13 protein-coding genes are annotated in these 12,953 nt (G+C 36.3%); 9 read left to right on the forward strand and 4 right to left on the reverse strand.

Features of this window, described 5'->3' with window-relative positions; genetic code table 11:
* On the forward strand, positions 1-786 hold the full coding sequence (gene rnc, locus NZ923_03780) for a ribonuclease III (protein MCS7229141.1): 786 nt from the start codon (positions 1-3) through the stop codon (positions 784-786).
* A gap of 56 nt (positions 787-842) precedes the next feature.
* Positions 843-2,201 carry a hypothetical protein gene (locus tag NZ923_03785; protein ID MCS7229142.1) on the forward strand — a complete coding sequence of 453 codons (1,359 nt, stop codon included), beginning with the start codon at positions 843-845 and terminating at the stop codon, positions 2,199-2,201.
* Here NZ923_03785 and NZ923_03790 read toward each other — a convergent pair whose 3' ends face one another.
* The 4 genes from NZ923_03790 to NZ923_03805 are packed head-to-tail and all read right to left on the reverse strand — an operon-like array spanning position 2,202 to position 5,219.
* Positions 2,202-2,612, reverse strand: coding sequence for a hypothetical protein (locus NZ923_03790; protein MCS7229143.1), 411 nt, complete (start codon positions 2,610-2,612; stop codon positions 2,202-2,204).
* Between the two features lie 3 nt (positions 2,613-2,615).
* Positions 2,616-3,782, reverse strand: a complete 1,167-nt coding sequence (gene nagA, locus NZ923_03795; GenBank protein MCS7229144.1) for an N-acetylglucosamine-6-phosphate deacetylase — start codon at positions 3,780-3,782, stop codon at positions 2,616-2,618.
* A complete protein-coding gene (gene rpe / locus NZ923_03800; protein ID MCS7229145.1) occupies positions 3,779-4,465 on the reverse strand; it encodes a ribulose-phosphate 3-epimerase in 687 nt (228 codons plus the stop codon). The genes nagA and rpe overlap by 4 nt, the downstream gene beginning before the upstream one ends.
* Before the next feature lie 7 nt (positions 4,466-4,472).
* Positions 4,473-5,219, reverse strand: coding sequence for a PASTA domain-containing protein (locus NZ923_03805; protein MCS7229146.1), 747 nt, complete (start codon positions 5,217-5,219; stop codon positions 4,473-4,475).
* Between the two features lie 263 nt (positions 5,220-5,482).
* On the opposite strand from NZ923_03805, the gene NZ923_03810 reads away from it, so the two are divergent.
* From NZ923_03810 to NZ923_03840, 7 genes are all read left to right on the forward strand, one after another.
* On the forward strand, positions 5,483-5,905 hold the full coding sequence (locus tag NZ923_03810; protein ID MCS7229147.1) for an Hsp20/alpha crystallin family protein: 423 nt from the start codon (positions 5,483-5,485) through the stop codon (positions 5,903-5,905).
* 53 nt (positions 5,906-5,958) lie between these two features.
* A complete protein-coding gene (locus NZ923_03815) occupies positions 5,959-6,417 on the forward strand; it encodes an Hsp20/alpha crystallin family protein (GenBank protein ID MCS7229148.1) in 459 nt (152 codons plus the stop codon).
* 98 nt (positions 6,418-6,515) lie between these two features.
* Complete coding sequence (locus NZ923_03820) at positions 6,516-7,010, forward strand: ferritin-like domain-containing protein (GenBank protein ID MCS7229149.1); 495 nt, start codon at positions 6,516-6,518, stop codon at positions 7,008-7,010.
* A gap of 32 nt (positions 7,011-7,042) precedes the next feature.
* Entirely contained in the window at positions 7,043-9,415 is a 2,373-nt protein-coding gene (lon, locus tag NZ923_03825; protein MCS7229150.1) for an endopeptidase La, read from the forward strand.
* A gap of 103 nt (positions 9,416-9,518) precedes the next feature.
* Complete coding sequence (gene dnaJ, locus NZ923_03830) at positions 9,519-10,634, forward strand: molecular chaperone DnaJ (GenBank protein MCS7229151.1); 1,116 nt, start codon at positions 9,519-9,521, stop codon at positions 10,632-10,634.
* A gap of 276 nt (positions 10,635-10,910) precedes the next feature.
* Complete coding sequence (locus NZ923_03835) at positions 10,911-12,212, forward strand: Xaa-Pro peptidase family protein (GenBank protein ID MCS7229152.1); 1,302 nt, start codon at positions 10,911-10,913, stop codon at positions 12,210-12,212.
* Positions 12,209-12,952, forward strand: coding sequence for a methyltransferase domain-containing protein (locus NZ923_03840; GenBank protein ID MCS7229153.1), 744 nt, complete (start codon positions 12,209-12,211; stop codon positions 12,950-12,952). The genes NZ923_03835 and NZ923_03840 overlap by 4 nt, the downstream gene beginning before the upstream one ends.
* Position 12,953: the final 1 nt, after the last annotated feature.

Here is a 12,953-nt window from a genome sequence, read left to right on the forward strand (position 1 = left end):
TTGTTTAGGATATTAAAAAAGATCCGCTCACTTTTTATTAAGTCGGATTCAACCTTAATAAGCAAGAAAAAGATTAAGGAACTTGAGGAAATCCTCGGTGTGAAAATTAAAGATAGGGATATTTTTATCCAAGCGCTAACGCATAGGTCTTTTGTCCCAGTTGCAAAGCAAAAATTTGGCATCAAAATAGAATCAAATGAGCGACTTGAATTTCTTGGCGATTCAATTCTGAATCTTGTCGCTGGTGAGCTTCTTTACAATGCTTATCCTTTCGCAACCGAAGGAAGATTGACTCGTTTAAGGTCACGAATTATAAACAAAGGAATTTTGATTAAATATGCTTACCTTTTGAAACTTGACGAATTTATCCTGTTAAGTCACTCTGCAAGGCGAGCTTTAATGCAAGGATATAACTCAATGCTTGCTGACGCATTTGAGGCAATCGTTGGAGCGATTTATCTTGATTCTGGTTTTGAAACGGCAAAAAAATTTTTGATTCGCGTTTTCAAAGAATTGATCGGGGAGTTTGATTCTAATTTTTACGAATCAACGAAAGAACATTATAAGAGTATACTTGTTGAGTATTCGCATAAGGTGAATCTTGATGTAAGCTACAGGGTTGTCAAAGTTGAAGGACCTGAGCATGAAAGAACCTTCACTGTTGAGGTTTTGCTTGGGGATCAAGTTGTTGGGATTGGTCAAGGCAAGAGCAAAAAAGAGGCAGAAAAACTCGCAGCTTATGACGCTCTCCTGAAACTTGGCATAATTGATAAATCCGCAAGTTGAAGTTTTCTTGAAATTTTGCGATTTTATCTTTGGATTTAAAAATTAAATTTGTAAAGATGATGTTAAAGAAATTTGCCTTGTTTGTCTTGTTCCTTTTGATTTTGAATTATTATGGGGCTTCGCAGAATATATGGTTTTCGGATGAGTTTAATTCTTCAAAAATTCGCAATTTGTGGACGCCGATCTCTGGAAGTATAGAACTTGCAGATGGAAAGCTTAAACTACGAGCAACGGATAAACCATCGCTTGTCGCGCTAAATTTACCAATCCCCCCAAAGTCAAGATACACAGTCAAATTTAGTTTTTCAGGAAGCGAGATTTCGCTTTTGTTTAATATATATGATATTTACTCAATAAGAGTTGGAAATTATGTTAAGTTTTTTAACAACGCAATTTATACTGGCGTGGTTGAAGCATCTGGCGAGGAGAAGATTGTAAAATTTGCTTCCTTGCCACAAGTTAAAAACAGATGGAAAACGCTCGCGGTTGAGGTCACACCAGAAAGATATTCTGTTTATTTCAACGATAAAAAGGTCTTTGATGGAGAATTATACTTTAACTCTGGTTTTATTATCCTAAGCACAAAGCTTGGGGATGTAGAAATAGACTATTTTATTATCTCATCCAGAGAAAAATACAAGCGAATTGAAGAATTACGCAAAGAAAAAGAAGCGTTAATAATTGACCATGTAAATTCAATCGCATTGATTGATTCGTCAAAATTTGCAATTTCAAGCGATATTTACTCGCATGTCCAAGTGCTTGATACAATTGGTAATGTTTTAAACAGATTTACTTATTTGAGATGGGCTGGTGGAGTGATGCACTATAACGAGGGGCTTTATGTCTGCGATGCTGGCAGGATAATAGTTGTCTATCCCGATAAAACTGTTAATGTGGCGCAGTTTATGGTGAAATATCCGACTTATATTTCAAATGATGGAGAAAAATTTTATGTTATTGACGATGGCGCGATTAAAATTTTTGATCGCAGTTTTAAGATTGTTGCTTCCTTCGCTGATCCAGCGAATTTAAAATTTCCGACTGCTGTTGCGGCTGATAAATACAATCTTTATTGTGCCGATCCCGAGCTTGGTCAGATTTCAGTTTATTCAAAAAGAGATACGATAAGGTTCACGAGAAAGATAAAAGATGTTTTGATAAAACCAGTTGATATAAAGTACGATTCCACATTGAACTGCTTCTTCGTTGCTGATATCGGTCTTAAGGGAGTTGCTAAATTAGTAAATGATAAAGTTGAAAGGGTATTTAGAGCTGAAAATCTCGGTGGTTTGAAGTTGCCGCGATCTATTGACTTAAAATCTGGTTTGATCTTTATCGCTGACGCTGATAAGATTGTTCGCGTTGATACAACTTTGTCAGAGTATTCAGCAAGGCTAATTTTAAGAAGATAGTTAAGGTTTAAGTTCAAAGTTTTCCACATATCTTGAGCACCAACCTTCAGTAGCGGAGCAAAACAAATAGATGAACTTCCCACTTAATGATTTTATTTCCTGTGTTTTGAGCTTTAACCTTACGATTATCGGCTTTCTTGTATCAATGTAGTTATCCCTTGTTTTGTCAAATTTTATGCTTAAAACTTCTGCGAATGCTTCATTAATTTTAATTTCAGGTTTCGGCTCCGCATTTATTTGAATTCCATCCTTTGGTTTCAAGGTAATTAAAAGTATAAACTCATCTGGGTTGAATTTTTCAAGTTTAAAATAGGAAGAAACATATTTGTTCGTTTTCGGTTGAAGATTAAAAAGTGAGAAGAGCAAAAGTAAGGAGGCAATGTTCTTAATAGAGCCGAGCAAAGATAACATTTTTCAATCTTTCTTGTATTTTATTTCGCCTTCATAAATTGTCATATGGACATTAAAGTTTTTATCAAGCACCACTATATCTGCATCTTTACCAGTTGCGAGGATTCCTTTGCGATGTTCTTTTCCTAAGACGCGCGCTGGGTTTAGTGAAGCCATTCTCACAGCTGCTGTAAGTGGCACATCAACTAACTCTACCATCACTTTCACGGCTTGCTCCATTGTCAGTGTGCTTCCGGCAAGTGTCCCATCCTCAAGAAAAATCTTTTTATCACGCATTATAACTTTTTGGTTTGCAAATTCATATTCCCCATCGGGTAGACCACACATCTTCATCGCATCGGTTATGAGTATTATACCTCCGGAGCCTTTTATTTTGTATAAAAGTTTCATCACCATTGGATGCACATGAATTCCATCGGCGATTAGCTCTATTTTAAGTTCATCAAAGAGTAATGAGCCAGTTATCACTCCAGGGTCACGGTGATGAAACGGTTTCATCGCATTGAACATATGAGTTACATGGGCAGCTCCATTGTGTATAGCCATTTGAATTTCATCTATGTCGGCAACTGAATGTCCAATTGACAGTATGACTCCGTCAAGAGCTGCTTCGCGCATAACCTCGTAAGCACCGGGAAGTTCAGGGGCAATTGTCATAATTTTTATAAATCCTCTTCCAGCATCTCGCAGTGTATACCATGCATCAAGGGAAGGTTTAAGAAGGTAATCTGGGTTCATTGCACCGCGTTCTTCAGGATTTAAAAACGGACCTTCAAGATGTATTCCCCAGATATTTGAGTTGTTTTGTTCTATGAAATCAGCCAATCGTCTCAGTTCACGAATGAATTCTTTCTCAGGTTTTGGATAGAGCGTTGCCAAAAGTCCAGTGGTCCCGTGTTGAAAGAAAAATTCGCTTATTGTGTAAAGCGCTTCATCATCTTCATCTTCAAATCCATAACCAAGCCCACCGTGAACATGTAGGTCAACGAACCCAGGAACCACATACATTCCGTCAAAGTCAAAGAATTCGTATTCTTCATCAGGTTCAATGTTTAAATCTTCAAGTTTTCCTATCTCTGCTATTTTTTTGCCTTCTATTATTATCCCTGCTTTTTCAATTATCCTGAATGGAGTAACAGCGTTAACATTTCGCAAAACTATTTTTTTCATACTAACCTTGTTTTATTTTTGAATTCATAATCAAGAAATATGTTTTTGAACTTCTTCACTTTTTCGGTGATATTTTCCGATTTGAAAATTGCACTGCCAGCAACTATAATATCAGCACCGGCCTCAAGTAAAAGTTCAACATTATCAATGTCAATTCCACCGTCAACCTCAATTTCAACATCAAGGTTTCTTTCCATAATTAGTTTTTTCGCTTGCACAATTTTCCTCAAAGAAGTTTCAATAAATTCTTGTCCTCCAAACCCGGGATTGACAGACATTATCAAAAGTATGTCAATATAATCAATAATTTCTTCAACTAAATGGACTGGAGTTGCAGGGTTTATTGCGACGCCAGCTTTGGCGCCACTTTGTTTTATTTTAGCTATTGTTCTGTGCAAATGGGGGCATGTCTCAAGATGAACTGTAATTATATCTGAACCTGCTTTTCTAAATTCATCTATATACATATCTGGATTTGAAATCATAAGATGTGAATCAAGGGGAAGTTTCGTTAATTTTCGTATTGCTTTGACTATCATCGGTCCAAATGTTAAGTTTGGAACAAAATGACCATCCATAACATCAAGATGAAAAAGATCCGCACCACCTTCCTCGGCTTTTTTTATTTCATTTTTTAAGTCGGAGAAATCAGCAGAAAGTAGAGAGGGAGCAAGTTTAAACATTTTGTTTTCAATAATTTTGTTTTTGTATTTCCGAAAGTTCTTTTGCTACAAAAATATCAACTGCTGAACCTCTTGCAACGAAAAAACCAGGTCTTGGAAATTGTTCAATCACAGTGTTAGGTAAAACAGTTACGCTCGGCTCATAAATAACCTTTCCTAATCGCAGGCCGTTTTCGCTCAAAACTTGCTCAACTTTTGATAGCGGAAGCCCAACTAAATTCGGAACTTGAGTTTTACCTTCAGCACTTCCCAAGCTTACAGTCACTGATACAAGAGTTCCTGGGGAAACCTTTGTTTTTTCAGGAATAGATTGTGAAAATATAGATCCTTCTGGAAAATCCTCTGAAAAATCATATTGAACATCGCCAAGTCGCAATCCAAATTTTTCAAGTGTTAATTTCGCATCACGCACAGATTTGCCTATTAGGGAAGGCACTTCAACTTTGGACTCTCCGGAGCTGACAACAAGATAAACCCTTCGCCCTTCTTTTATTTTCATTCCCGGTCTTGGGCTTTGTATTATCACATATCCAGCTGGAAATCTCGCATCATGGCGTTCTGTTACATTTTCAAGTTTTAGATTTAAAGTTTCAATGATTCTTTTTGCATCTTCCAATTTTTTACCGGTTAGATTCGGCATTTCAATTGATTTAACAGAATTAGTATAAAATGGCATTACAACTTTATCCATTGCGAGAACTAAAATTATTAGCGCAACTGCAATTATAATTAGTCTCTTAACATTTGGCTTCATAATGTGACGATGCTTTTTCTTTTTCGTGTGAGAAATATAAAAATAAAATTCTGAATTCACAATTTCACTACTATGATTAAAATTTCACATTAAAATGCCACTTTGGCATTCTCATGGCAAAATTTCAAAACTATGTTGTCAATTTGACCGCCGAAAATAATATAATTCAAATTGAATTTCAATTTGTTTGTTTGGCACGAGCTTTGCGATGGAATTTAAGTGAAACTACAAAAATAAAAACAAAAGCAAGGAGGTGATGAGCTATGTTGATTAGATATTCACCATTCAAAGAAATTCAAATGCTTGAAAAAGAAATGAACAGACTCTTTAATGATTTCTTCAAAGACATTAATCTAAGAATAAATGGATACCCACTCATAGATGTCATTGACACTAATGAAGAACTCGTTATATATGCTGAAATTCCTGGCGTAAGCAAGGAAGATGTTAAGGTTAAAATTCAGAATGATGTTTTGACTATATCAGGTACGAGAAAGGAACCTGCGATGCCAGAGAAAGCAAATTGCTTGATCAATGAAAGAGAATTCGGTGAGTTTATGAGAAGCATAAGATTACCATATCCAATTGATGTGGATAAAGTTAATGCTGAATACAAAGATGGAGTTTTGAAGATAACGCTTCCAAAGAGAGACGAAGTAAAAGCAAAAGAAATTCAAATTAATTAAACTACTCCACTTGGTGATTTAAATAAATTAAAACGAAAAGGAGGTGAAGAACTATGGCACTCATGAAGTGGAGTCCAATAAGGGATTTGGCAACAGAGATATTTGACCTTCAAAGAGAAATCAACAAGATGTTTGACAGATTCTTCCGTGGATTTGAGGAGGAAGAGGAAATTAGAGTAATGAAGTGGAGTCCGAGAGTGGATATTTCCGAAACAGATGACGAATATATTGTTAGGGCTGAGATTCCAGGCGTAAATAAAGACGACATCAAAATAACAATAAAAGAAAATATGCTTACAATTAGTGGTGAAAAGAAGCAAGAGAAAGAAACAAAAAATGAAAACTTCCATCGGATTGAAAGAGTGTATGGTTCTTTCAGCAGAAGCTTCACCTTACCCAGCGCTGTGAAAGTTGACAAGGTTGAGGCGAAGTTCAAAGATGGAGTGCTGACGATAAAGCTGCCGAAGGTTGAAGAAGCGAAGGCAAAAGAGATTGAGATCAAGGTTGGTTAATCTCTCAAATCCCGCCGTTTTTGGCGGGATTTTTTTTAAATTTATATAGAAGATAGTTCAAGGCTAACAAAATTTTAAAACAAAAATTCGTATCTCAAATGGAAATTGAAGTAAGAGAAAGGAAAAAGGGCATCATTGAGATTTTGAAAAATTTATTTTTACCCTATCTTTCTGAAAAAGAGGAACTTTTAAGGATTTTAAACGAGAATTATTCAAAGGAAATAGCGATTGCGAAGATGATGGAGGAACATGCCGAGATGATACCTTTTGATTTTTTAAGGGAGAAATTGAAAAAGATCGCCGAAGATGAAAGAAAACACGCAGAAAAGTTAAAACAGAAGATATCCGAACTTGGTGGAACTGTAAATCCATCTCCGAAAATTTATAATGTTAAGATAGCTTCAATTCATACCGAAAAAGGTTTTAGGAAACTTGTCGCAGACCTTGAATTTGATAAAGAAATTTATGAAGATTACATTTCACAAATCAACAGAATAGAGAACGAGGATATTAAGAAATTGCTTCGTGAGATAGCTGATGAAGAGGCAAAGCATAAAGATGTTTTGATGGATATTGTTATGAGGTTATGTTAGTTCAAAATTTCAAAACTAAAAGATAGAAAGTCATGGCAGAGGAAATCAAATTTACCGCAAGTCCGGAAAAACATGTTCATATTCCTGAAGCGATGTCAATTTTACCGCTCAGGAACTCCGTCTTCTTCCCAAAGCAATTTATGCCTCTTTCAGTTGGGAGGGAAAGCACTATAAAATTGATTGAAGACGCAAATAAAACAGGTGAACTTATTTTAATTGTCGCTCAAAAGGAACCTCAAATAGAGAAACCAACTCCGGATGATATTTATCATTTCGGGACGGTTGCAAAGATACTAAAAGTATACAATCTTCCTGATGGTTCAAAGAGCGTATTTGTTCAGGGCTTACATCGTGCTAAAATTTTATCATTTATACAGCAGGAGCCATATTTGAGAGGAGTAATTCAACAAGTTGATGACGAAGGTGAAATTGATATTGAAGCAGAAGCTATAGCAGTTGCGATAAAAAATGTGTTTAAGAAGGTAGTGGATCTTTCACCTGATTTAACCCCTGAACAAGCGAATATGGTTAGCGGAACTGATGATGTAACTGCTCTTCCTGATATCGTTGGTTCAATTTTGAATGTTTCGGTTGCGGAGAAGCAAGAAATACTTGAACAGATCAATGTAAAAGAGAGATTGAAGAAATGTCATTTTATTTTAAACAGACACGCGCAACGGCTTGAGCTTGGAAACAAGATTCAAGCTGAGGTCCAGGATGAAATAACGAAGAACCAGCGAGAATATTTCCTCAGGGAGCAGTTGAAAGCAATAAAGAGAGAGCTTGGCGAGGACGAAGAGGGTGCAGAAATTAGAGAGTTAAGAGATAAAATTGAGAAGGCAAACATGCCCGAAGAAGCGCGCAAAGTTGCCTTAAAAGAGCTTGAGAGATTGTCAAGGATGCATCCATCCTCAGCTGAATATACAGTGGCAAGAACCTATCTTGATTGGTTGATTGAACTTCCTTGGAGCATTTCAACGGAGGATAATCTTGATATAAAGAAAGCAGAAGAGATACTTGATAGAGATCATTATGGACTTGAGAAAGTTAAGAAAAGAATTTTAGAGTATCTTGCTGTTAGAAAATTGAAAAACGATATGCGCGGTCCGATACTTTGTTTTGTTGGACCACCCGGAGTTGGTAAAACATCGTTGGGTAGGTCAATTGCTGAAGCGCTTGGTAGAAAATTCGTAAGAATCTCGCTCGGTGGAGTTCACGACGAAGCTGAAATAAGAGGACATAGAAGAACTTATATAGGTGCTTTGCCAGGGCGAATAATTCAAGGGATAAGGAAAGCAGGTTCAAATAATCCAGTTTTCATGCTGGATGAAGTTGATAAAATCGGTGCGGATTTTCGTGGCGACCCAGCTGCAGCTTTGCTTGAAGTGCTTGATCCTGAACAAAATTATTCTTTTAGTGATCATTACATTGAAGTTCCTTTTGATCTTTCAAAGGTTATGTTTATAGCAACAGCGAATATGATTGAACCAATTCCTCCTGCTTTGAGAGATAGAATGGAGATAATTGAAATACCGAGCTATATAGAAGAAGAAAAACTAAACATAGCCAAATACTTCCTCGTCCCGAAGCAGATAAAAGCTCACGGATTGATAGAGGATATGATAAAATTTGAAGATTCAGCAATTAGAAAAATAATTAACTCATATACTCGCGAAGCAGGTGTAAGAAATCTTGAAAGAAGAATTGCTGATGTATGTCGTGGCGTTGCAAAGGAAGTTGCTATGGGCAAAACCGAGCCAACCACGATAACAGAAGAAATGATTCCAAAGTATTTAGGACAACCTAAGTATTATCATGAAGCTGCGGAGAGAATCAATAAACCTGGCATAGCAATGGGACTTGCTTGGACACCTGTCGGTGGAGAAATTTTGTTCGTTGAAGCAACGAAAATGAAAGGAAAAGGTTCACTGCATCTTACTGGACAACTTGGCGACATAATGAAAGAATCGGCGCATATAGCTCTTAGCTATATCGCATCAAGGGCTGAAGATTTCGGCATTGAGCCAGATTTTAGAGATAAATACGATATTCATATCCATGTCCCAGCTGGTGCTATTCCGAAAGATGGGCCTTCTGCCGGAGTTACTATATTAACAGCTCTTTATTCTTTGCTTACTGGGAAGATTGTATGCAATGATGTTGCGATGACCGGAGAGATTACATTGCGAGGTGCTGTTCTGCCAGTTGGTGGGATAAAGGAGAAAGTTCTTGCTGCACATAGAGCGGGAATTAAAAAAGTTATATTGCCAGAGAAAAATAAAGGCGATGTTGAAGAAATACCTGAACAAGTTAGAAATGAGATGGAGTTTTACTTTGTGAAAGAAATGGACGAAGTTCTTGAGCTCGCTATCAGAAAAGAGGAAGTTGCCGAAGTAGTTGAATAGTTAAGGTAAGTTCAAGATCAAGCCAAAAAATCTTAGGCGAATTGTTCCGAATCAAAATTCGGAATGATTCGCCTTATTGTTTATAAAATGGGAGGTGGTGAAAATGATGAAGGATTACTATAAAATACTTGGTGTAAACGAAAACGCAACGCTTGAAGAGATAAAGCAGGCATACAAAAAACTCGCTATGAAGTATCACCCGGATAGAAACCCGGGTGATAAGCAAGCAGAGGAAAAATTTAAAGAAATCAACGAAGCATATAGCGTTCTTTCAGATCCCGAAAAAAGAAAACAATATGATCAACTTAGAAAATTTGGTGCTGGCTTTGGAGATAAAGGATTTTCAGGCGGATTTAACTTTGAGGATTTATTTGCTAACTTTAAAACTGGTTCTGGTGAAGGTTTTTGGTTCGGTGTTGGAAATTCCTTTATTGAGGATCTTTTAAATCAATTTTTTGATAGAGGTGAATTCTTTAGAAGGAGTAGAAGAGGAGCAGCTAGAGGAGAAGATATAAACATTACGGTTGAGATACCTTTTTCAACAGCAATTCAAGGTGGCGAGATATATATTGATGTTCCAAGGAAAGAGGTATGTGAGGTTTGTAGAGGAACAGGTGCAAAACCAGGGGCGAAAGTAAGCACTTGTCAAGTTTGTAAAGGAACAGGAACTGTTGCAGATATCCGTGGATTGTTTGCTTTTTCAAGACCATGTCAAAACTGTTATGGAAGAGGTAAGATCATTTCCGAAATTTGCTATAATTGTGGGGGAACAGGGCAAATTTCAACAGCAAGAAAAATTAAAGTTAAAATTCCACCAGGAGTTGATACTGGAACTATTTTGAGAATCAGAGGTGAAGGTGAGCCTGGAATAAATGGTGGGGAAAATGGAGATCTTTTGGTGAATATAAAAGTTCAAGATGATAAATTTTTCAAACGCAAGGGAAACGACATCTTTGTTGAAATTCCAATTAACATTGCCCAAGCAATTTTGGGAAGTAAAATGAGAATTAAAACGATTCATGGTAATAAAGTTGAATTGACTATCCCACCGGGAACTCAAAGTGGAACTACATTTAGATTGCGTGGGCTCGGGATTAAAACAGATGGAAAGGTGGGAGATATGTATGTCACAGTTAAAGTTGAAATTCCTGATAAAATAAACGAAAGGCAACGAAAGTTAATTGAGGAATTTGCGAAGGAGGGAAATTTAAAGTATTAATGATTTGATCCATTTGTTTAGGCTTGTGTATTAACATTTTTAAGGTTTGGGAATAAATTTTGCAAGTTTGATGTTATTTCGGAGTTTAGTAAATTTCGGTAGAATTGAACGATCAAGATTTGTATATTTGTGAATAAGCAAAGTTTTTGAAAGTATTTGATGAAAAAGACATCAAAATATCGTGTTTTTGCGTCTGGAAATTCCAAAATTATCGGGGCAAAAAATTATTTAGAATAAAATAGAGACAGCAAAATGCAATTTATTTTCGCCGTGTTGATGCTACTCCTTCTTAACATAAGCTCATGCGTTAGGGAAACACCATACCAAGCACCAAGAAAAATTAAACGCATGCCGATGGAGAAATTTTTTGAGATTAAAAAATCTAAACTTGATAAGTTTGTTTTACCTGCGATGAAAAATGAAGGAATTGATATGTGGATCGTGTTAACTCGTGAATATGTTGTGGATCCACTTGCAAAGGATTTGTCTGCTGATAAAGCAGTTGCAAAAACAGCGCTTATTTTTATTAATGAAGGAAACTATCTAAAAAAGGTCGCTATATGTGCAAGTTACGATGTTGATCCGTTGCATAAATCAGGAATTTATGATACAGTAATTTCTTACAAAAAGGAAGGGCTTGCACCACATTTGAAGAAAATTGTAGAAGCAAAAAATCCTTCTAAAATCGCTCTTAACATCTCGGAGGATTCGCCTATTGCGGATGGGCTTTCTGCTAGCATGTTTGAGTATTTAAAGAATACGCTCGGTCCGAAATTTTCAAAAAGGTTTGTTTCGTCCGAGAATATCGTGATCGCGTACAGAAGCCAGCTTCTCCCCGAGGAAATTGAAATTATGAAAGAGGCGGTGAAAATAACAGAGGAAATAATCTCAAAAGCTTTAAGCGTTGATGTTATAAAACCTGGGAAAACTACCGAAAAAGATATTGCAAACTATATAAAAAAATTGATGCGTGATTACGGAGTTAGCCCGTCATGGGAGCCAGAAAGTTGTCCCAGTGTTAATGCAGGAATAACAAGAGGTCATTCAGAACCATCTGATTATGTAATCCAGCGTGGGGATTTAATAACGATTGATTTTGGAATTAATTTAAGTGGATATCATACCGATATTCAAAGGACTGCTTATGTTTTAAAGGAAGATGAAACGCAACCCCCAGATTATATTTTAAAAATGTGGGAAACAAATGTTAGAGCAATTGAAGAAGCATTTAAAAAAATGAAGCCGGGGGCAATTGGCTTTGAGGTTGATAGTGTGGCAAGGTCTATAATTGTTTCAGCAGGATACGAAGAATATCCACACTCCGCTGGACATGTCATAGGTTATTCAACGCATGAAATTGGTCCTATTCTTGGTCCCAATTGGAAAGATAGGTATGGTAAGAAACCTTTTTATAAACTATTGCCCGGGCAGGTTTTTGCACTTGAACCATCGGTTTATCTTTACAGCAAAGAAAGAAATGGATATTTGAGGATTGGACTTGAGGAAGATGTTTTGATAACTGAGACAGGAGCTGAATTTTTAAGCACACCGCAAAAGGAACTTATCTTAATAAAATGATATCAACCGAACCATACACAGTACTTGCCGAAATTTACGATTGCGTTATGAAGGATGTCCCATATAAAAAGTGGGCAAAGTATATAATAAAATTAATTCAAAGATTTCGTCCAGGCGCAAGACGAATTTTTGAATTTGCATGCGGAACTGGGACAATGCTCGCCTTATTGAGAAAATATGGGTTCATAATTGACGGGATGGATTTTTCAAAAATGATGATAAACAAAGCTAAGGAAAAAGTCAAGGACACGGATACAAAGTTATTCGTTGGTGACATGTCAAATTTTAAAATTGATGAAAAATACGAGGTTGCTTTGTGTTTATATGATAGCGTAAATTACCTTAACAATTTTGACAAGTTTAAAGGTTTGCTAACGAGCGCCGGGAATTTGCTAAACGATGATGGAATTTTCATATTTGATATCTCAACGGAATATAATTCAATTCAAAATGCAATTTTGATGAACATGAGTGGTCGGTGTTTTGATGTGAAGTATAAGAGAAAAAGTTATTATTTGAAAGACGAAAGGATTCACATAAACGAGTTTGAAATTGAGTTAAATGGCAAAGTTTATTTTGAAAAGCATGTTCAAAGAATTTATAAGATTTCTGAGATTGAAAACATCGTCAGAGAAAATGAAATTTTTGAAATTGCTGGTTGCTATAACGGATTTTCTTTTAACTCTGGAAGTGAGTGGTCAGATAGGGTTCATTTTGTTTTAAAGAAAAGAGAAAATTGAG

Source organism: Candidatus Kryptonium sp. (genome assembly GCA_025060635.1).
In the GTDB taxonomy this organism is placed as follows: Bacteria; Bacteroidota; Ignavibacteria; order Kryptoniales; family Kryptoniaceae; genus Kryptonium.